The sequence below is a fragment of the Shewanella vesiculosa genome (assembly GCF_009994065.1).
GTDB classification, from domain to species: Bacteria; Pseudomonadota; Gammaproteobacteria; order Enterobacterales; family Shewanellaceae; genus Shewanella; species Shewanella vesiculosa.
The window spans coordinates 157,471-178,158 of record NZ_JAACSD010000012.1 but is presented as its reverse complement, the minus strand read 5'-3'; the positions used below and the strand labels follow the sequence as shown (position 1 = coordinate 178,158).

The 20,688-nt window shown below is 41.5% G+C and carries 17 protein-coding genes; 9 read left to right on the top strand and 8 right to left on the bottom strand.

The annotated features are described in order from the left end of the window. Positions 1 to 135 precede the first annotated feature (135 nt). The 5 genes from GW828_RS14200 to ettA form a co-directional block, all read right to left on the bottom strand. Complete coding sequence (locus GW828_RS14200; RefSeq protein WP_124017604.1) at positions 136 to 609, bottom strand: LabA-like NYN domain-containing protein; 474 nt, start codon at positions 607 to 609, stop codon at positions 136 to 138. 16 nt (positions 610 to 625) lie between these two features. After that, on the bottom strand, positions 626 to 3,730 hold the full coding sequence (locus GW828_RS14195; RefSeq protein ID WP_182697884.1) for a multidrug efflux RND transporter permease subunit: 3,105 nt from the start codon (positions 3,728 to 3,730) through the stop codon (positions 626 to 628). Continuing rightward, a complete protein-coding gene (locus tag GW828_RS14190; protein WP_404948305.1) occupies positions 3,730 to 4,815 on the bottom strand; it encodes an efflux RND transporter periplasmic adaptor subunit in 1,086 nt (361 codons plus the stop codon). The genes GW828_RS14195 and GW828_RS14190 overlap by 1 nt, the downstream gene beginning before the upstream one ends. A 279-nt stretch (positions 4,816 to 5,094) precedes the next feature. Next, the gene (locus GW828_RS14185) at positions 5,095 to 6,330 is read right to left on the bottom strand and encodes a synaptonemal complex protein 1 (RefSeq protein WP_182754869.1); all 1,236 of its coding nucleotides are present in this window, start codon (positions 6,328 to 6,330) and stop codon (positions 5,095 to 5,097) included. Between the two features lie 330 nt (positions 6,331 to 6,660). Beyond that, positions 6,661 to 8,328, bottom strand: coding sequence for an energy-dependent translational throttle protein EttA (gene ettA / locus GW828_RS14180; protein WP_124017600.1), 1,668 nt, complete (start codon positions 8,326 to 8,328; stop codon positions 6,661 to 6,663). Between the two features lie 261 nt (positions 8,329 to 8,589). Here ettA and glyA point away from each other — a divergent pair, with 261 nt between their 5' ends. The 9 genes from glyA (at position 8,590) to GW828_RS14135 (ending at position 16,113) form a co-directional block, all read left to right on the top strand. Next, positions 8,590 to 9,843 (top strand): serine hydroxymethyltransferase, encoded by a 1,254-nt coding sequence (glyA, locus tag GW828_RS14175; RefSeq protein WP_273058004.1) that lies wholly within the window; start codon positions 8,590 to 8,592, stop codon positions 9,841 to 9,843. A gap of 114 nt (positions 9,844 to 9,957) precedes the next feature. Next, positions 9,958 to 10,407 (top strand): transcriptional regulator NrdR, encoded by a 450-nt coding sequence (nrdR, locus tag GW828_RS14170; RefSeq protein ID WP_124017598.1) that lies wholly within the window; start codon positions 9,958 to 9,960, stop codon positions 10,405 to 10,407. A 56-nt stretch (positions 10,408 to 10,463) separates the two neighbouring features. Then, positions 10,464 to 11,609 carry a bifunctional diaminohydroxyphosphoribosylaminopyrimidine deaminase/5-amino-6-(5-phosphoribosylamino)uracil reductase RibD gene (ribD, locus tag GW828_RS14165; protein WP_182754867.1) on the top strand — a complete coding sequence of 382 codons (1,146 nt, stop codon included), beginning with the start codon at positions 10,464 to 10,466 and terminating at the stop codon, positions 11,607 to 11,609. A 63-nt stretch (positions 11,610 to 11,672) separates the two neighbouring features. After that, positions 11,673 to 12,332: a riboflavin synthase gene (locus GW828_RS14160; protein WP_124017596.1), complete on the top strand. Its 660-nt coding sequence runs from the start codon at positions 11,673 to 11,675 to the stop codon at positions 12,330 to 12,332. 113 nt (positions 12,333 to 12,445) lie between these two features. Beyond that, positions 12,446 to 13,549, top strand: a complete 1,104-nt coding sequence (gene ribBA, locus GW828_RS14155) for a bifunctional 3,4-dihydroxy-2-butanone-4-phosphate synthase/GTP cyclohydrolase II (RefSeq protein WP_124017595.1) — start codon at positions 12,446 to 12,448, stop codon at positions 13,547 to 13,549. Between the two features lie 123 nt (positions 13,550 to 13,672). Then, positions 13,673 to 14,149, top strand: a complete 477-nt coding sequence (gene ribH, locus GW828_RS14150) for a 6,7-dimethyl-8-ribityllumazine synthase (protein ID WP_011636512.1) — start codon at positions 13,673 to 13,675, stop codon at positions 14,147 to 14,149. 13 nt (positions 14,150 to 14,162) lie between these two features. After that, a complete protein-coding gene (nusB, locus tag GW828_RS14145; protein WP_101085664.1) occupies positions 14,163 to 14,567 on the top strand; it encodes a transcription antitermination factor NusB in 405 nt (134 codons plus the stop codon). 87 nt (positions 14,568 to 14,654) lie between these two features. Then, positions 14,655 to 15,611: a thiamine-phosphate kinase gene (thiL, locus tag GW828_RS14140; protein WP_165870152.1), complete on the top strand. Its 957-nt coding sequence runs from the start codon at positions 14,655 to 14,657 to the stop codon at positions 15,609 to 15,611. A 10-nt stretch (positions 15,612 to 15,621) separates the two neighbouring features. Then, positions 15,622 to 16,113 carry a phosphatidylglycerophosphatase A family protein gene (locus tag GW828_RS14135; RefSeq protein WP_182722034.1) on the top strand — a complete coding sequence of 164 codons (492 nt, stop codon included), beginning with the start codon at positions 15,622 to 15,624 and terminating at the stop codon, positions 16,111 to 16,113. Between the two features lie 281 nt (positions 16,114 to 16,394). Here the strand turns inward: GW828_RS14135 and GW828_RS14130 are convergent, their stop codons facing one another. From GW828_RS14130 to GW828_RS14120, 3 genes are all read right to left on the bottom strand, one after another. Continuing rightward, complete coding sequence (locus GW828_RS14130) at positions 16,395 to 17,537, bottom strand: hypothetical protein (protein WP_273058003.1); 1,143 nt, start codon at positions 17,535 to 17,537, stop codon at positions 16,395 to 16,397. A gap of 71 nt (positions 17,538 to 17,608) precedes the next feature. After that, positions 17,609 to 19,267, bottom strand: a complete 1,659-nt coding sequence (recN, locus tag GW828_RS14125; protein WP_273058002.1) for a DNA repair protein RecN — start codon at positions 19,265 to 19,267, stop codon at positions 17,609 to 17,611. A 127-nt stretch (positions 19,268 to 19,394) separates the two neighbouring features. After that, positions 19,395 to 20,363, bottom strand: a complete 969-nt coding sequence (locus GW828_RS14120) for an AEC family transporter (RefSeq protein WP_124017590.1) — start codon at positions 20,361 to 20,363, stop codon at positions 19,395 to 19,397. Between the last annotated feature and the right edge of the window lie 325 nt (positions 20,364 to 20,688).

Here is a 20,688-nt window from a genome sequence, read left to right as displayed (position 1 = left end):
CTATTGTGTTAGAACTTATGCAGTGTTGCTGTAATGGACTACAGTAATGTGGCGCTAAGTAGTGGCTAATGAGGTTTTTAGCACGCAAAAGTCACTTGGTATCGCTCATTGGCACAAGCTTACGTGTTACATTATCTAGATCAATAATGGTGCTTCGATAGCGGTAAATTGTTGGCATTGATCGGTTAAAGATTTTGCTGTGAGGCGCTCAACACTTAATACGTGGGTATAGCATGTGGTTGTTTGATTTATCTTTTTGAGTAATAAATCAAAATCACCATCACCAGAGAGTAAAATAACTTCATCTACCGTGGGCGCTATCTCGAGCATATCGATGGTGATCCCCACGTCCCAATCTCCTTTAGCCGAACCATCACTACGCTGAATATAGGGCTTAGTTTTTACGTTAAAGCCAATGTGTTTTAGCGCGTCTTGAAACTTTACCTGTCCATCATCAGCTGGCGCAATAGCATAAGCGATAGCATGAGAAATGTTCCCTCGTGCCGATAACTGCTTATACAAGGCTCGGTAATTAAACGAACGACCAAAACCTTGCTTACAGGTGTAATAAATATTTTGCACATCTACAAATACGGCAAGCGTTGTCATTATTACACCTGAAAAATTAAGGCTTTTGCGCTTGTTGAGCGGCAATAGCATTATTAAGTTGTTCTTCTACAAACCCAGGAGAGTGGGTTGACGAAGAAATAAGTCGGTACATTGCGGGGATCACTAATAAAGTTACCATGGTCGCAAATGCCATACCAAAGAATATCACAGTTCCAACAGCAATACGGCTTTCACTCCCTGCGCCGGTAGAGACGATCAACGGTATTGCACCAATTAATGTGGTGAATGCCGTCATTAATATCGGCCGTAAACGACGTGCTGATGCATCAATAATGGCATTGTCCAGCGATAAGCCTCGATCGCGTAATTGATTGGCAAACTCGACAATTAAAATCCCGTTTTTAGTGACCATACCAATTAACATTATCATGCCTATTTGGCTGTAAATATTCATCCCTTGATGGGTAAGCACTAAACCTATAAAACCACCAAAAATGCCCATAGGAACGGTAAACATTACCACCGCTGGGTTGATGAAACTTTCAAATTGAGCTGCCAATACTAGATAAGCAATCAGCAATGCTAAACCAAACACTATCATTACCCCGGATTGGTTTTCTTTAAAATCTTTTGACTCACCTGTGTAAGCAATCGAGATATCGCTGGGTAACAATGTTATTGCGCGTTGTTCTAAAAAGTCTAGCGCTTCCCCAAGGGTATAACCTTCACCTAAATTGGCTTTGATGGTGATCGATTTTTGTTTATTGGTATGACTCAATCTTTGTGGCGAGGCGACTTCTTCAACATGAGTAACAGTATCAAGGGTAATGAGTTGGCCTCTGCTTGAGCGGAAGTAAATCTTGCTAAGATCAGTGATACTATTAAAGCTGTTTTCATCACCACGAAGATAGACATCATACTCTTCACCGCGTTCGACAAACGTTGTCTCTTTGCGTCCACCTAACATAATTTCTAATGTGGTGGAGATTTCTTCCACACTGATACCGAGTTCAGCAGCTCGCTGTTTATCAACAGTAACAACCAGTTCTGGGGTTGTTTCCGCATAATCTAAATCAGCCCCTGAAAGCATCGGACTTGCATCAGCCTCTTGTTGCAGCACTTGAGCCCATTTGAACAACTCCGAATAGTCAGAGCCTCCGAGCACAAACTGCACCGGTTCACTGGATTGACCTCTAAATCCTGGCAGCATAGGGCGTACCATCACATCGGGAATATCTTTTAAGGTTTGAGCGATTAATGCCAGTGCTTGTTTAATATTAGTGTCACGATCTTGCCAATCTTCCAGCTGGATGATGGCAAATCCTGTTTGGTCTCCGGCTCGACCACCAAATGCTGGTGCTTCAACACTGAATGATTTCACTACACCTTGACCTAACAGTGGCATCAATCTACTTTCAACAATATCCATGTTGGCGATCATACGATTATAACTGGTGCCTTCGGCGCCTTTAATAAACGCAAATAACACGCCGCGATCTTCTTGTGGTGACAGCTGTGAAGGGACTTGTTGCATCAGCATGTAGCTACCACCAATGCAGGCGATGATAATCAGCGGTGCTGCTATACGCCAGCGTAATGCCCATTTAACCAGTCTACGATAACCTCGCTCCATACGGGCAAACCCATTATCGATAGCAATATTAAAACGATTTTTCTTCACATTGGCTTTTAAGAGTTTACTGCTCATTACTGGCGTTAGCGTTAGGGCGATAAGTGATGAAAACAGCACCGACATCGCCAGCATCACCGAAAACTCGGTAAACAGTAATCCAACCATGCCATCCATAAATGAAATAGGTAAAAACACCATTACCAAAACTAGTGTGGTGGAAATAACCGCAAAGCCAACCTCGCGCGTTCCCTTATAAGCAGCGAGGATCGGTTCTTCACCTTGCTCAATATGGTGGAAGATATTCTCAACGACTACGATAGCGTCATCAACCACCAGTCCAATAGCTAAAATCAGTGCCATTAGGGTTAATAAGTTAATTGAATAACCTAAGCTGTATGCCGCTATAAATGCAGCAATTAATGATACCGGAACCGTCACCGCAGGAATAAGCGTTGCGCGCACTTGTCCGATAAAAATGTACAACACCAGGATAACCAGTACCCCAGTAATAAACAGGGTGTTGTATACCTCATTAATCGATCGTGCAATAAACACGTTAGCATCATAATCAACAATCAGCTTTGTGCCTTCGGGCAGAAAACTCTGCACTTTATCGACTTCTTGTTGTACTCGCGTCGAGATGTCTAATGGATTGGCATCTGATTGTGGCACTATGCCGAGACTTAAGTTAACAATGCCGTTACTTTTAAAGGTCGAGTTTTCATTCTCTGCACCGACAAACACGCTCGCGACATCTTTAAGGTAAATCGGTGTGCCATCATCTGCGGTGTGAACCACTAGATAATTAAAGTCTTCTGGGCTGTAATAGAGTCGTTTCGTTCTGACTGACATGACGGTCGTGTCATTGCGAACTTCACCACCGGGTGTTTCAAGGTTTTCAGTATTCAATGCACTGATAATGTCGTTGGTGGTAACATTTCTACCGGCCATTAATTGCGGTTTTAGCTGCACATACATGACTTTGTATAAGCCACCAGAAATATTAACCGAGCTCACACCAGTAATTAAGCTAAATCGGTCTTCTAATACTCGCTGGGCGTAATCGGTCAGCTGAGTACGGTCCATATTTTCAGAGCTTAAGTTGACGTAAATTGATGGCTCACCCGTGCCATTATCTTTCGATACAATAGGATCGTTTGCTTCATCAGGTAAGCGACGTTGTGCTTTTGCTACGGCGTCACGGACGTCACTTACGCCTTCAGTTAAGTCCCAACCCAGCTCAAATTTGATTGAAATACGTGACATGCCATTTCGAGTCGTTGAGGTGATTTCATCAATACCACTAATACCTGTTAATTCATCTTCGAGATTTTTAGTGATTTTACTTTCCATTATCGTCGCCGATGCACCGCTATAAGTGGTCATCACTGTTACGACAGGATTTTGCACGTCGGGCATTTCTCTCACCGACAGTTTGGAGAAAGACACTAAACCAAATACGCACAGCAACAGACTTAATACAATCGCAACAACAGGGCGCTTAACCGCCGTATCACTTAGCCACATTATTTATGCTCCTGTTGCACAGGAGACGTTTCCGATTGAGTCGCTAACTCTTTCACTTTGACACCATCACGCATGTTGACCAAGCCTTGAACTACGATGTGATCACCAATGTTGATACCAGATTCCAGTAAGACTTGGTCTTTAATTCTTGCGCCTAACATCACTTGGGTACGAGTAGCGATATTATGCTTATCGATCACGTAGACATACCGTTTAGTACCTGAATATTCAAGAGCTTGTACTGGCACTATTGGTGATGACACACTTGGAAATACTAGCGTAGCTGACATCATCATACCGGGCTTTAATTGACCCTTTTGATTATCAAACTGGCTGCGAATGTTGAGGTTGAGTGTGGCTGAATTGACACGAGGGTCAATGGCGATGATTTTGCCTGTGAACGTGGTTTTATTCCAAGCTCTACTGGTGGCCTTGACTGACATTCCCGTGCTGAGTTGTGATAAATAATGCTCTGGCACTTGTAAGTCCAACTGAAGCACAGACAAGTCATCAAGTGATAATAGAGACTCATTAATGGTAACCATTTTTCCGCGACTAAAATTGACTAGGCCGGTATTACCCGAAAAGGGCGCAGTTAATGTATGGTAGTCAAGGTCCGTTTTGGCTGATTCTAGTCGGGCAAAAGCGATATCTACAGTCGATTTTTGCGCTTCTATTTCAGTTTGGGTTATGGCGTTAACATGGATTAACTTGTTAAATTCGTTAAGCTTGCGAACTTCATCTTGATAATAAGCTTGGGCTTCGGTTACGCTGGCTTTAGCTTTTCGGTTATCAAGCGTCAGTAATGCTTGCCCTTGCTTGACGTATTGATTGGATGTGACTTCTATATTATCTATTTTGCCTGCAACTTGCGGGGCTATCATTACTGAGTGAGTCGCGACAAGTTTTCCTATTAAGGTAATTGATTGTGAAAGCTCATGTTGTTCAACGATGGCTGTGATAACAGGCACAACTTTTTCTGCGTGCATAGCCTTGGGCGCGGCGTTAACTGTGTGAACAAATCCAACATATCCCATAATCAATATGGTAGTTGAAAAAAGATATTGGCTAAGTTTTTTGATCATCTGAGTACACATCTCTATAAACAATAATGGAAGGTGTCGTTGCGCGACGACATTGGCTAATGGCTAGCCGGTGATTGATGTTTGGGTATTGTAATTATTTTTGCTTAATTGAGCGTAAAGTAATGTAAATCTTTCGATTTTCTTTGTAACAAGGCGCATATGAAGCAAGGGGGGCAACAATTAATCGTCACAAAAAAGCCATATCAGTTGATATGGCTTTTATTTAAATGTTGGTTTTATCGCTAGAGCAAGATCTTCATTATGCCCGCAATGTAACCATTACTTATTAACGGGTTCATTTGTAAACTCTATGTTTTGTTTTTTATTTGCTGGGGCAACACCCATAAAATATTCGTAGCTGTTATCTGATGAGTTCTTTTTAGCATCATCGTCACTTAGCTTAATACTGGTTTGGTCAGAGAATAGAGTGTACTTAGCTTTGGTTTGTTGTACTGAAGGTTGGACTTGTTTAGGCGCCTGCTTAAGGATAACGTTTTTCACCTCAGCCGTGTCCATTTTAGGTTTGTTACTGACTTTTTGAGTAGAGGCAACCTCATTGAATTTGTAGTTAAATACTCCATTACCTTCAATGTTTTCGACACTTGATTTATCTTGATTTTGGTATGAAGCTAAAATGCCATGTTTACCTAAAGGGATCTCGTGAAACAGTTTTTTACCTGTACCCACCTTGGTGCCATTTACATACCAATCAGCTGGAACATTACTGATTAACGTCACCATCGCCGATACTAAACCTAGTTTTTCATTCAGTATAGTGTCGATTTTGTTGTTATATGAAGGTTTAAATTTCATCGCGACTTTATAATGAAGATCGCCTTTCATATTCATGTTGGCATCAAGAACTTCATATGACAATAAAACACTTTTATCGTTTAAAAATGGTGATTCATTGCGAGTATTAGATAAAATGCTGCTTTTAGACTCTTTCAAACAATCTGCGATAGTTTGGTATTTTGAACATTCAGTAGAGCCATTGATATTGACTGGCAAAGTACTCGTTGATTTTGACAAGTCTGCGATTAAACGATTGGTGATATCGGTTTTAAGTTTAAATAATTGCTGACTTTTAGTTGTGCGTTTATTATTTATTACTTCATATTCAGACAGTATTTCGACTTTTTCAGTTTCCAGAAGTTTACTGTCTTGCTCTGCTTTAAGGGTCAGTTCATCGACTAGATTGACAGAGTCTTCAATTTTTTTATAGGTATCTGCAAGCGCCGTTTTGGCCCGAATGACCTTAGGTAATTCTGTAATTAATTCGTTGTATCGATTTTGTTCTGCAACAATCGTCTTCTTTATATTTTCTATGTCGTAGGCTTTTTTATTAAGCTGTGAGAACTTGTCGTTAACTGTGATCAGCAGAGTATCAATATCATATTGATCTTCAATCTTATTGAGGGTCTGCTTTTCTGACGAGGTAATGACTTCGAGTGCCGCAAATGAGTTGCTAGCGTATAAGCACAATAAAGCAAGGCTGATTGAACCGTATCTCACTGATATCTCCATTAAATTTCTCTTCAAGCTAGAACCATCGACACTCTGTAATGCGCTGAGTGTAATCAGCAAAGAGTAAAATAATCCATTAATATTTTATGATACTGAAGTTATTTTGGCTTTACAAACAGATTTAGTGCATTACTTACAATAAATTGACAGTTTTTTGACACATGTTGATATTTCTACAGAGCATTCTCAATAATAACCTTTCACATACGAGCCAATAGAATAAAGCAGAGCTTAGGGCTCTGCTTTATTTGATACTTCTATTTCAACACTATCACTCAAGCTTAACAATTGTTAACCATTTGTGTGCAAGTGTTTAGGTTATTTGTTTAAGCGCTTGTATTTTAGTCGATGAGGTTCAACGACATCAGTTCCTAAGGTATTCTTTAACCAAGTTGAATACTCAGTATAGTTACCTTCATAGAAGTTCACTTTGCCTTCGTCTCGATAATCCAAAATATGAGTTGCAATGCGGTCGAGGAACCAACGGTCATGAGAAATAACCATTGCACACCCAGGAAACTCTAATAAGGCTTCTTCGAGAGCTCGCAATGTTTCGATGTCTAAATCGTTGGTGGGTTCATCGAGTAGCAATACGTTGCCACCAGCTTGCAATAATTTGGCTAAATGTACTCGATTGCGCTCACCACCCGATAAGGTGCCGATGATTTTTTGCTGGTCGCCGCCACGGAAGTTAAAGCGGCCAACATAAGCACGGCTCGATATCTCGGTGTTGTTGATACGCATAATATCGTGACCGCCAGATATCTCTTGCCATACAGTATTTTTATCATTCATTGAATCGCGGAACTGATCTACCGAGGCGATTTGAACCGACTCACCGACAGAGATATCGCCACTGTCGGGTTGTTCATCACCTGAGATCATTTTGAACAAGGTTGATTTACCGGCACCGTTAGCACCAATAATACCGACAATTGCCCCTTTGGGGACAGTGAAGGTTAGGTCGTCAATCAGTACGCGGTCACCATATGACTTGGTTAAATTAGTCACTTCGATCACTTTATCACCAAGGCGTGGCCCTGGCGGAATGAACAACTCATTAGTTTCGTTACGTTTTTGATAATCGTTAGTGTTGAGTTCTTCAAAACGAGCCATACGGGCTTTGCCCTTAGACTGACGACCTTTGGCACCTTGTCTTACCCATTCTAGTTCTTTAGCTATGGTTTTTTGACGAGCGCTTTCGGTAGAAGACTCTTGCTGTAAACGGGCGTCTTTTTGCTCAAGCCAAGATGAGTAGTTGCCCTGCCATGGAATACCTTCACCGCGATCGAGCTCTAAAATCCAGCCAGCTGCATTATCTAAGAAATAGCGGTCATGGGTAATCGCCACGACTGTGCCAGTATATTCTTGTAAAAAATGCTCTAGCCAAGCCACTGACTCAGCATCTAAGTGGTTGGTCGGTTCGTCAAGTAATAGCATTTCAGGCTTTTCAAGTAACAAGCGACAAATTGCGACACGTCGGCGTTCACCACCAGAAAGTACAGCTATTTTTTCATCCCAATCGGGGAGGCGTAACGCATTTGCTGCACGTTCCAGAATATGATCAATATTGTGGGCATCTTGAGATTGGATAATAGCTTCTAGTTGACCTTGCTCTTTAGCTAGGGCATCAAAATCAGCATCGGGCTCAGCATAAGCCGCATAAACCTCATCTAAACGGGTTAGGGCATTTTTAGCTTCACTTAAGGCTTCTTCAACGGCTTCGCGAACCGTTTGTTGCTCATTTAAGCGAGGTTCCTGGGGTAAATAACCAATTTTCAATCCAGGCATTGGGCGTGCTTCACCTTCGATTTCAGTGTCGATGCCGGCCATAATACGCAGTAATGTCGATTTACCTGAACCGTTTAAGCCGAGCACACCAATTTTGGCGCCAGGAAAGAAACTTAATGAAATATCTTTTAAAATCTGCTTTTTAGGCGGGACAATTTTACCCACACGAAGCATGCTGTATACAAACTGAGCCATAATAATACTGTCTAATTGTCAATAAAGATGATGATAATTCTACTGTATTATAGGCTGAACTCAACAGGCAATTGTGTGATTTACTCCTGAGTGTTTTTTCGGCCACATAAGATCTAAAATTTGCCAGTCTATTGGCATAAACATGAATCGTTTTGTATTCAGAACACAGTGAATTTCATGTTGTTTATACTGTAAATCATTATCGTTGCAGAGTAGAATACGCCGCAACCCTACTATATAGATAATGATGTTGGAGCTACCATGTTGAAGAAAGCGATGAATATTGCGGATTATGATCCAGAATTATTTAAAGCCATTGAAGATGAAACTTGTCGTCAAGAAGAACACATTGAATTGATTGCATCTGAAAACTATACCAGTCCACGTGTGATGGAAGCGCAAGGTTCTCAGTTAACTAACAAGTATGCTGAAGGTTATCCAGGTAAGCGTTACTATGGTGGGTGCGAATACGTTGATGTGGTTGAAACATTAGCGATTGAACGCGCAAAAGAATTATTTGGTGCCACATATGCCAACGTGCAGCCTCATTCTGGTTCACAAGCTAACAGTGCGGTATTTATGGCGCTATTAAAGCCAGGTGACACTGTATTAGGTATGAACTTAGCCCACGGCGGTCACTTAACTCACGGTTCACCAGTTAACTTTTCCGGCAAGCTTTACAACATCATTCCTTACGGCATCGACGAGTCAGGTAAAATTGACTATGACGAAATGGAACGCTTAGCTATTGAGCACAAGCCTAAGATGATGATCGGCGGTTTTTCGGCATTTTCAGGCATAGTCGATTGGGCTAAAATGCGTGAAATTGCTGATAAAGTTGGTGCTTATTTGCTTGTTGATATGGCTCACGTTGCTGGCTTAGTGGCTGCAGATGTTTATCCAACGCCCGTGCCTCATGCACACGTTGTGACCTCAACAACCCATAAAACATTGGCTGGTCCACGTGGCGGTATTATTATTTCTGCTGCTAATGATGAAGACTTATATAAAAAGTTGAACTCAGCGGTATTCCCTGGTGGCCAAGGTGGCCCTTTAATGCATGTTATCGCCGGTAAAGCGGTTGCATTTAAAGAAGCATTAGAGCCAGAGTTTAAAGTATATCAACAGCAAGTTGTTAAAAATGCCAAAGCTATGGTAAGTGTGTTTTTAGATCGTGGTTACAAAATTGTTTCTGGCGGTACAGAAAACCATTTAATGTTGGTTGATTTAATTGGCCGTGATTTAACGGGTAAAGAAGCAGATGCTGCATTGGGCAATGCCAACATTACCGTGAACAAAAACTCAGTACCTGATGATCCACGTTCACCGTTCGTCACCTCTGGTGTTCGTATTGGAACACCGGCAATTACTCGTCGTGGCTTTAAAGAAGCAGAAGCGAAAGAGTTAACTGGCTGGATTTGTGACATTCTTGATGATGCATCTAACGGCGAAGTGGCTGAACGAGTGAAAGCTCAAGTGTTGGCATTATGTGCTCGATTCCCTGTATACGGTTAATCGTCTCTTGATGCCTGTTGAAAAGGTTTAGGTTAACCTTGCTCAACAAATAGGATAAACTTTAATGGCCGCTAATTGTTAGCGGCCATTTTGTTTTTTTCTGCAGGAGGCTCAATGCATTGCCCTTTTTGTAGCGCGACCGATACCAAAGTTATAGATTCTCGATTAGTGGCTGATGGTCACCAAGTTCGTCGCCGCCGGGAATGTACCGAATGCCATGAGCGTTTCACTACCTTTGAGGGGGCAGAATTAGTGATGCCCAGAGTGATTAAACGTGACGGTACTCGGCAACCCTTTGATGAAGAAAAGCTCCGTGGCGGCATGCTGCGTGCCGTTGAAAAACGTCCTGTTTCAATCGATGAAATTGAACAAGCATTGACTAAAATCAAATCAACGCTGCGCGCAACGGGCGAACGCGAAGTTAATTCTGAAATGATTGGTAATCTTATGATGGAACAGTTGATGAACCTTGATAAAGTGGCTTATATCCGCTTTGCATCAGTTTATCGAGCATTTGAAGATGTATCACAATTTGGTGAGGCCATTGCCAAATTACAAAAGTAATGGCGACAAATATCATCCTTTTATGACGGCATCTGAGCAATAAGAGATTACCTAATATGGCTAACTTTTCTACCTTCGACACTCAAATGATGAGCCGTGCGATAGCACTCGCCGAGAAAGGTCGTTATACCACTCGGCCAAATCCTTGTGTTGGTTGCGTCATTGTCGCCAATGGTCAGATTATCGGTGAAGGTTATCACCAGCGTGCAGGCCAAGGCCACGCCGAAGTCAATGCGCTTAAAATGGTTCGCGATAATGGCTTTTCGGCACAAGATGCTACCGCCTATGTCACTCTTGAGCCGTGTAGCCATTACGGCCGCACACCACCTTGTGCTTTAGGCTTAATTAATGCCAAGGTCGCTCGAGTTGTTATTGCTGTTACCGATGCCAATCCACAGGTTGCTGGCCGCGGTATCAGCATGTTACGTGATGCAGGTATTCAAGTTGATATCGGATTACTGACAGAGCAAGCTTATGCGCTAAATTTGGGTTTCATGAAGCGGATGAAAACTGGCTTGCCTTGGGTGACAGTGAAAATAGCCGCCAGTTTAGACGGTAAAACAGCCCTGTCGAATGGAGTGTCAAAGTGGATTACCGGTGACGCTGCCAGGGCTGATGTGCAAAAGTACCGAGCCAGGCATTGCGCATTAATCACTGGGGTTGAAACTATTCTTGTTGATGACCCTAGCTTAAATGTCCGTTATGAAGCGCTCGGTGAATTAACCACTTGTCATACGCAAGAAGACATATTCCAGCCTTTAAGGGTGGTGCTTGATAGCCAAGCTAGATTAACGTCAGCCCAGCAGTTATTTTCGATTCAAAGTCCTATTTTACTGGTTTCAGGCTGTGCATATTCTGACAAGGTCAAAATTGACTTTCCACAGCACGTTGATTTTCTGCAATTAGAGTGTGACTCGTCAGGTAGAATCCCTTTGTTAGCTTTGCTAACGTATTTAGGTCAGCATAGCAATAGCGTATTAGTTGAAGCTGGGGCAACGTTAGCCGGCGCATTTGTTGCTCAAGGTCTCGCTGATGAAGTAGTGCTTTATCAGGCAGCTAAACTTTTAGGCAGCCATGGACGTAATATGTTGCAGCTACCCGATTACAGTGCGATGGATCAAACACCGTCGTTGCAATTAATTGATGAGCGTAGCATTGGACAAGATAAGCGATATATCCTTAGATATAATCAATCGTATTAATGTGCGAGTGCTTAGGCGAAAACCCGAGCAAGAGCAAAGTTTATAAGCAAAAAGTGAGTCATTATGTTTACTGGGATAATCGAAGCCCTTGGCACATTACGTAAAATTGATCGAAAAGGTGACGATATTCGCTTAACGGTTGCTAGCGGTAAGCTAGATTTAACCGATGTAAAGCTAGGTGACAGCATTGCGACTAATGGTGTGTGTTTAACGGTTGTTGAACGTTTAGGTGATGGTTATATTGCTGATATATCAGCTGAAACTGTCGCGTTAACCGGTTTTAGTCATTATCAAGTCGGCCAAAAGGTTAATCTTGAAAAAGCGGTTACGCCAACCACAAGGTTGGGTGGGCACATGGTCAGCGGCCACGTGGATGGCATCGCAAAAGTAGAGCAATGTGCTTATCGAGGTAAAGCGCTTGAGTTTTGGTTATCAACACCAGCGCAATTAAGTCGTTACATCGCTCACAAAGGTTCGATTACCATTGACGGTGTTAGTTTAACCGTCAATGAAGTAGATGGTCATCGCTTCAGATTAACCATAGTGCCTCATACTGCGGGCGAAACTACGCTGGTGCATTTGAAAGTCGGTGATAGCGTTAACATTGAAGTGGATTTAATTGCCCGTTATTTAGAACGATTAATGCAACCAGAAGCTCACCATGCACAGCCTTCATCGGGCGTGACCATGGAATTACTCGCTAAATCAGGTTTTTTGCGTTAGTTGTTGCCGTAAAATATCATTCGTACCCAGTACCAGAAGTGTAAAAACACACGGTATAAACAGATTTAATGCCTAAGGTTTAAATCGAATACTTAATCAATAAAGGTCTGACAATGGCGCTACATAGCATAGAAGAAATCATTGAAGATATTCGTCAAGGCAAGATGGTTATCTTGATGGATGATGAAGACAGAGAGAATGAAGGTGATTTGATTATGGCCGCTGATAAAGTGACGCCAGCTGCAATCAACTTCATGGCCACTTATGGCCGCGGATTAATTTGCCAAACCATGACCAAAGAGCGTTGTCAGCAGCTTAACTTACCTTTAATGGTGACCAACAATAACGCCCAGTTTTCAACTAATTTTACGGTTTCAATTGAAGCCGCAACTGGGGTGACCACAGGTATTTCAGCCCATGATCGTGCTGTAACAGTTCAAGCTGCCGTTGCTAAAGATGCTAAAGCCTCTGATTTAGTTCAGCCTGGACATATTTTTCCATTGATGGCGCAAGAAGGCGGGGTATTAACTCGTGCTGGCCATACCGAAGCGGGTTGCGATTTAGCGCGCTTAGCCGGATGTGAACCGTCAGGCGTGATTGTTGAAATATTAAACGAAGATGGCACTATGGCTCGCTGTCCGGATTTAGAAATATTCAGTGAAAAACATGGCATTAAAATAGGCACTATTGCCGACTTGATTGAGTACCGTAATACCAACGAAACCACAGTTGTTCGCGAAGCTCAGTGTAAATTACCCACTCGTTTTGGTGAGTTTACTATGGTGACCTTCAGAGACACTATCGATAATCAATTACATTACGCCTTGATTAAAGATGAAGTAAAATCAAATTGTTTGGTGCGTGTTCATTTACAAAACACCTTCAATGATTTACTGCATTCTGAACGTGATCAAAAGCGCAGTTGGCCATTAGAAAAAGCCATGGAAAGAATTGCTTTAGAAGGTGGTGTTTTAGTGTTGCTGGGTAATGATGAACATACAAGTAACTTATTGGCCAAAGTCAAAGCGTTCGAAGCTGAAGACAATGGTCAATCTCCAGCGCCAGCAATGTGGCAAGGAACATCTCGTCGTGTTGGCGTAGGCTCGCAAATTCTGTCGAGTTTAGGTGTTACGACTATGCGCTTATTAAGCTCACCAAAACGTTACCATTCACTGTCGGGTTTCGGTTTAGAAGTGACTGATTATATAGCTGAATAATTTTAGCTCGTGGTAAATTTAACAATTTCATTAATTGCATAGCGCTCAGGGCTTTTGGCTGTGATATTATAACGCCTCTTTTTGCCCCGAGCCGGGTGCTTTAGCTAATTTAGGTAAGATAGAATGAACGTAGTTCAAGGTAATATCGAAGCGAAAAATGCCAAAGTGGCGATCGTGATCTCGCGATTCAATAGCTTTTTAGTTGAAAGTCTGCTTGATGGTGCAATAGACACATTAAAGCGTTTTGGCCAGGTTAGTGACGACAACATTACTGTTGTTCGCGTCCCTGGTGCAGTTGAATTACCCCTTGCCGCAAAGCGTGTTGCAGCAAGTGGCAAGTTTGACGGTATCATTGCATTAGGTGCTGTCATTCGTGGCGGAACACCTCATTTTGAATTTGTTGCTGGTGAATGTAATAAAGGTCTTGCACAAGTTGCATTAGAGTATGATCTTCCTGTTTCATTTGGTGTATTAACCACAGATACCATTGAGCAAGCTATTGAGCGCTCAGGTACTAAAGCAGGCAATAAAGGTGGCGAAGCAGCCCTTAGTTTGCTTGAAATGGTTAATGTACTGCAACAACTAGAACAACAGCTGTAATAGTAGGAAAAGTATGAAACCTTCAGAGCGCCGTAAGGCCCGCCGTTTAGCCGTTCAAGCCATTTATTCATGGCAGTTAAGTAAAAACAAAGTTGCTGACGTAGAACATGAGTTTTTAACTGAACAGAACACTGACGGTGTTGATGTCGCTTATTTTCGTGAGTTGTTAACTGGTGTAGCATCAAAAACATCGCAAATTGATGAGCTATTAAAGCCGCATCTTGATCGTAATTTTGAAGAAGTGTCACCAGTAGAAAAAGCCATTGTGCGTCTGGCAACTTACGAGTTGACCTTCCGTAAAGATGTGCCGTTTAAAGTGGCGATTAACGAAGGTATCGAGTTAGCGAAAGCGTTTGGTGCTGAAGATAGTCACAAATTTGTTAACGGCTTGCTTGATAAGTTAGTGAAGCATAAGTAACACCAGAACGGTATCTTCGGATACCGTTTTCATTTGTTGTTAATGGTTTCAAAATTAAGGTGGACGGTTTACCGTACCAGACTGAATGTGAAAGAATTCCAACTCATTGAACATTACTTCCGCAATAAAGGCCAAAAAAGGCGCGATGTTGAATTAAGCATCGGCGATGACTGTGCGTTAGTGAATCCTGCAGACAATAAATCCATTGCGATTTCTTGTGATACTCTCGTTGAGGGAGTTCATTTTTTAGCCGACATCCCCGCCCATGCTTTAGGGTACAAATCGTTAGCGGTTAATCTTTCTGATCTTGCTGCTATGGGGGCGGAACCTGCTTGGTTTACCTTAGCTCTCACACTACCTAGCGTTGATCAACCCTGGTTAGCCAGCTTTAGTGAAGGCTTATTTGAGATTGCCGAATACTACGGTATAGCCTTAATCGGCGGCGATACCACTCGGGGACCGCGCAGTATCAGTATCACCATTAATGGCCAAGTGATAAAAGGCACTGCGTTGACTCGTGCTGGTGCCAAAAATGGCGATTGGATATATGTCACTGGTACTTTAGGTGACTCAGCCTTAGGTCTTGATATTCTCAGAGGTGCCCAAAGCGTCAATACTGAAGATAAAGAATACCTGATTAATCGACATTATTACCCCACACCCCGAGTCTTGGCTGGTCAAGCACTGCGAACGCTTGCAACAAGTGCTATTGATTTATCTGATGGCTTAATATCCGATATTGGTCATGTGTTAACTGCATCGAAAGTGGGAGCGACAATCGATGTAAATAAAATTCCGTTATCAAAATCAATCAAAGCCAACCTCAGCCGTGAAGATGCTTTAAGTTATGCATTAACTGGCGGGGAAGATTATGAGCTGTTATTTACTGTACCTGAGTCACAGCGTGGTGCAATCAATACTGCTTTGATCCATGCTGGGGTGAAATTCGTTAAAATTGGTCAAATCTGTGCTGGTGATAAATTAAAATTAGTCGATGATGGCCAGGAATTTAACCTCATTTCACGTGGCTTTGTACATTTCTAATGTGAATATTATGAGACTATTAACCCAAGATAAATTTGTTAAAAAGCTGTCATTAGCACATCCAATACACTTTTTGGCACTAGGCTTTGGCAGTGGTAAAGCAGCAAAAGCGCCGGGTACCTTTGGTACTTTAGCTGCGATACCTTTAGTGCTTTTGATGCAACAATTAAGCTTAACCCATTACCTCATCATTACCTGTATTAGCATGCTTGCTGGATTCTATATTTGTGGAAAAGCTGCTAAGGACATGGGGGTGCACGATCATGGTGCTATTGTATGGGATGAAGTTGTTGGATTGATGATTACCATGATTGCAGCGCCTTTAGGTTTTATGTGGTTAGCACTTGGTTTTGTACTATTTCGCTTTTTCGACATTGTTAAACCATGGCCTATCCGGTGGCTCGATGCCAAAGTGCATGGTGGTTTTGGGATAATGATTGATGACGTATTAGCGGGTGTATTTTCGTTAATCGGGGTGCAACTTGCGGTTTATTATTTATAAGTAACCTGAATTTTGGATAACAAACGACTATCAAAAAGTCCTTTGTTTTCCTCACTGAGTTGATAGGCTTGTTATCGATGCATTCAGTAGCAAGATGCTGAATCTTGTTAAAATAATAAGTTTAGCGCGCGAGGTGGCAAAATAAGTTCATTTTTATTACCTTCTCATCTTTATCTCGATTTCGGGTTAAGCACTTTATATAAAGATTTATAAAACAAAAAAGAGCCCATTTGTGCTCTTTTTCGCTAACGGCATTTAATAAAATCAGTCGAAGTGAATTTTTAAGATGATGTTCCGGTAAGTAGATTAGTGCGCAATTGCTCTAACTCTGTATTGATATTAGTTAATCGTTGCTTATAATCTGTTTCATAAACTGTGCAGTTAAATAATTTACCAATCGGGTTGTAGCGTGACATCCATAATTGCTTTATATAATTGTCAAGAGAGCAGTAATCAGGCTTTATGACCGTGTGAGCAGAGCTCGTTGAAACCGGTTCCTTTACTAAGCTTACAATATACTCAGCCATAAGGTTGTCACTGTCTGTGGGCTTATACAAAGCATCTGCTAGCCATTTTTCATAAAAGGCGACTTCATCAGACTGCACTTCAATTAGCATTTGTTCTCTGACATTATGAGCAAACTGCCATTCACCAGAAAATACTCTCTCAAAATCGTTGTTAGTTAATTCGAATGGTGTTTGCCAAGTGGTGACTTTATTTACAAACGCGCTATCGAGTGTCTTAGCTACAGTGCTGGCAAAGTTAAGTTGAGATTTGATGACGCTAACGGCAATCATATGGTTGACTATAGAGCGAGATGAGTGATAAACCATATTCCAGAATTGAGCATCTGTAGTTAAAAATGTTAACAAGGCCTCATTGGCATTAAGTTTAGTGGCCCCGTCAAAGTTGATTAAAACGCTAAGTTCACTGATTGCTCGTAAGTTAAGTAGTGGTAACCATTTAAATAGACTCTCAGGTGTTAAATACTGAATATCTTCTTGCCAATAAGGCATTTCAATCAGCTTGTTATAATGGGTGATATTGGCTTTATGTGCCTTAATTGTTTGTAAAATACTATCGTTATTTTTTTCAATAAATTCATTACAGCTTACTACATCTGTTTGATAACACGATTTTTTGTAATCGCTTAATAGTTGATTTTCTTCATCATTGAAACTTAATGTCGTGGCCATTTCTTTAGCCGTTACATCCTCAATAGTGCCGCTAAAAGCTTGCAAATATACAAAACCATTTTGAGCAGGGTCAATCGATTGTTGTTTTAACCAAGTTTCAACTAAAAGCGTGTTAGGTGACTTTGTTCTGTCTGTAGCGTTAATGGCCACTAAACAGACAACAATAAATACTAATAAGCTGCAAATTAGTCCGACAACAACACCCAAGCCCTTTATTACTTTGATCATTATGATTTATCCGTAAATCCATGTTAACTTTACGTTAACATATTGATTTGCTTTTTATAAGTGCGTAACGATTATTGCAATAGTTCACGGGCGTTAGCTAAGGTGTTTTCGGTTATGACATCGCCACCCAATAAACGTGCAAGTTCATTCACCCGTTGCTCTTTATCCAAGGCCTGCATGGTCGTTTCTGTGTTGCCACCTTTATTAAATTTATTCACAAACATGTGCTGATGACCATTACCCGCAACTTGCGGCAAATGGGTGACGCATAACACTTGGGTCGACTCGCCAAGACTGCGTAACATGCGTCCGACGACAGAGGCTGTTGGACCTGAAATACCCACATCAACTTCATCAAATATTAATGTTGGAGTGGCAACTTTTTTCGCCGTGATCACTTGAATCCCCAATCCAATGCGCGATAGCTCACCGCCAGAGGCGACTTTTGAGATCGGTTGCAATGGTTGTCCTGGGTTAGTGGTCACCATAAACTCAATGTTATCGCAGCCATTAACTGAAATGTTGTGCGGATTATGATTAATCTGAATGGTAAACTTACCCTTAGGCATGTTGAGTTCATGAATAGATTGAGTGACTAACTTATCTAATTCCTTGGCATAACGGCTGCGGCTTTGGCTGAGTTTTTGTGCATTGGTTAGATAAGCATTTCTGGTGTCTGCAAGTTGTTGTCTTATTTCATCTAATTTAGTTTCATCGTCAGCAAGTTCGGCTAATTCACTCATAAGCGCTTGATGATGTAGCGCTAGCTTGTCAGCACTCACATGATGCTTGCGCGCCAATTGCATTGCCATTGATAGGCGTTTTTCTAAATAGGCGAAATGTTCAGGATCAAGCTCTAAACTACTTAAATAACTCTCAATTTCGCTAGCGCTTTCTTGTACTTGAATTAATGCATCATTGATCATAGTGCTAATCGGGCTAAGTGATTCATCGTAGCCTTGAAGCGTATCAGCAATAGTGGCCACTTTATTGAGTAGTGATTCGATATTAGCATCATCATTTTCGGTCAATAAATGCAAGCCCGCTTGGCAACGTTCAATTAGATCTGTGCCATTGGCTAAGCGTTTGTGTTCTTGTTCTATTTCATCAAACTCATCTAAGCCTAAGTTGAATTCATTAAGCTCTTCAACTTGATATTGGAGTAACTGTTGACGAGAAATACGCTCATGCTGAGCTTGCTCGAGATCCTTCAGCTCGTTTTCAACTTGCTTGCAGCGTTGGTAGCTGGCACTGACACTATCGAGTAGTAGTTTGTGATTAGCATAGTTGTCGAGTAGGTTTAATTGATGTTCGCTTTTGAGCATAGCGTGATGAGCATGCTGGCCGTGAATACCAATCAATAACTGGCCGATGGCTTTTAATTGCGTCACAGGAACTGGATTACCATTAATGTAGGCTCTTGAGCGGCCATCACTGCTAATGGTTCGACGCAATATGCATTCATCTTCAGCATCAAGATCGCTATCTTCAAGCCAACGTTTAGCTAAAGGCACATCGACAAGGGTAAACCTTGCACTCACTTCGGTTTTGCTGGCGCCAGGTCTGACAGTATTGGCATCACTACGATTACCAAGACATAACCCAAGTGCATCGATTGCAATCGATTTACCTGCACCAGTTTCGCCGGTGATGCTTGTCATACCGGCTTTAAAATCGAGTTCTAAAAAACGCACGATAGCAAAATTATTGATGCTGAGTTGGCAAAGCATAATGAATTCCTGTCAATAAACGACCAAACCACTGTATTGATAAACAGTATATACTGATTTTATATACAGTAAAGTGGTTGAGGTAAAATTATTATTGACTATTTTATCGTCGAGAGTCGGTTGAACATTAAGCAATGGATTTTAAAAGTGTTTCTATTATAGGCAAACTGATAAAGGTGATTAATGTGCCATATAAAATCCCTTGAGCACTTCCATTGGCATTAATTTGGTATCGTTCAGCCAACAGATATACGCTTGCTGCCGTTGGTAAGGCTGCTAAAAGTACTCCCATAATCAGTAGTTGATGCTCTACGCCAAAGAATTTGAGTAATCCAAAGGCAATCAAGGGCTGAACAAATAACTTGAGTAAGTTAATGAAACTGAGTTCTATTATAAGTCCGAGACTGAACATTTTTGCGAACGATTGATGTCGTAACGCTTTAGCAAGTACCATTCCGATGGCAAATAGTGCACAAGGGCTTGAGGTATTGCCTATTTGATGCAGTACTAATGCCAGACTCTCTGGTAAGGTAATATGCAATGCCGATAGGCTGATACCAATGACGCTGCCCAGTACAATCGGATTTTTGCATAGTGCATTCGCCATGATGACGATGGCATGATCAGTTGATTTTTTGTCACGGCTGGCCAGTTCAATAGAGACCAAGGCAAAGGCAAACATAAACACCGACAGTAAGCTGGCAATGGCAGCGGCAACTAAGGCGATCTTGTTACCTGGGAATAACAAGCTCAGTAATGGAATACCAATAAATGCAGTATTGCCAAAGGTGGCATTTAAGGCGCGCATTGCCGCAACGGCTTGCTGCTTAGGTTTGCGCCACAATGACACAGCAATCACCAATGCATAGGTAATGATCATCGCCAAACTAAAGCCACCAATAAAGCCCCATTGAATAATGTCTTCAATGCGTGTTTCAGCTAATACAATCAGTAAAATTGCCGGAAAGGCAATGTAGTAGACAAATTGATTGAGGATCAGATCGGTGTCGGCTGGCAAAAATCTCAATTTTTGTACAATACTGCCAAGCAGCATAATGATAAATACAGCGATTAGCGGGGTAAGAATACTGGACATCCCACGCAATTCCTTAACAAAATGACAATATGGTCACTTTACTGCGTTTTGCTAGGAGGATGCAATTAGGCTAAAGTTAAACGAGTGTTTATTTTTTACTTTTGGCTCAAACTGACCTGTAATACTTTTGCTGATGACAATATTTCAAGTTCAGTAAAAATGCACTTACTGCATTCAACCCAAAGAAAGAGCCTATTTGCACCAGATAACTAACGATTAAGGTACAATTATCGGTTTTTTATCAGGCTGGATAAAAATGAAACTGTGATAAAAAATTTCATGGCGTGACACTCAATAAAAAGCCTGAATAACATCAGGCTTGGTT

What these genes read in the sequence shown, in the direction of transcription:
- GW828_RS14200 (WP_124017604.1), bottom strand. Translation starts at nt 609, where the DNA reads ATGACAACGCTTGCCGTATTTGTAGATGTGCAAAATATTTATTACACC.
- GW828_RS14195 (WP_182697884.1), bottom strand. Translation starts at nt 3,730, where the DNA reads ATGTGGCTAAGTGATACGGCGGTTAAGCGCCCTGTTGTTGCGATTGTA.
- GW828_RS14190 (WP_404948305.1), bottom strand. Translation starts at nt 4,815, where the DNA reads ATGATCAAAAAACTTAGCCAATATCTTTTTTCAACTACCATATTGATT.
- ettA (WP_124017600.1), bottom strand. Translation starts at nt 8,328, where the DNA reads ATGGCTCAGTTTGTATACAGCATGCTTCGTGTGGGTAAAATTGTCCCG.
- glyA (WP_273058004.1), top strand. Translation starts at nt 8,590, where the DNA reads ATGTTGAAGAAAGCGATGAATATTGCGGATTATGATCCAGAATTATTT.
- nrdR (WP_124017598.1), top strand. Translation starts at nt 9,958, where the DNA reads ATGCATTGCCCTTTTTGTAGCGCGACCGATACCAAAGTTATAGATTCT.
- ribD (WP_182754867.1), top strand. Translation starts at nt 10,464, where the DNA reads ATGGCTAACTTTTCTACCTTCGACACTCAAATGATGAGCCGTGCGATA.
- GW828_RS14160 (WP_124017596.1), top strand. Translation starts at nt 11,673, where the DNA reads ATGTTTACTGGGATAATCGAAGCCCTTGGCACATTACGTAAAATTGAT.
- ribBA (WP_124017595.1), top strand. Translation starts at nt 12,446, where the DNA reads ATGGCGCTACATAGCATAGAAGAAATCATTGAAGATATTCGTCAAGGC.
- ribH (WP_011636512.1), top strand. Translation starts at nt 13,673, where the DNA reads ATGAACGTAGTTCAAGGTAATATCGAAGCGAAAAATGCCAAAGTGGCG.
- nusB (WP_101085664.1), top strand. Translation starts at nt 14,163, where the DNA reads ATGAAACCTTCAGAGCGCCGTAAGGCCCGCCGTTTAGCCGTTCAAGCC.
- GW828_RS14135 (WP_182722034.1), top strand. Translation starts at nt 15,622, where the DNA reads ATGAGACTATTAACCCAAGATAAATTTGTTAAAAAGCTGTCATTAGCA.
- GW828_RS14130 (WP_273058003.1), bottom strand. Translation starts at nt 17,537, where the DNA reads ATGATCAAAGTAATAAAGGGCTTGGGTGTTGTTGTCGGACTAATTTGC.
- recN (WP_273058002.1), bottom strand. Translation starts at nt 19,267, where the DNA reads ATGCTTTGCCAACTCAGCATCAATAATTTTGCTATCGTGCGTTTTTTA.
- GW828_RS14120 (WP_124017590.1), bottom strand. Translation starts at nt 20,363, where the DNA reads ATGTCCAGTATTCTTACCCCGCTAATCGCTGTATTTATCATTATGCTG.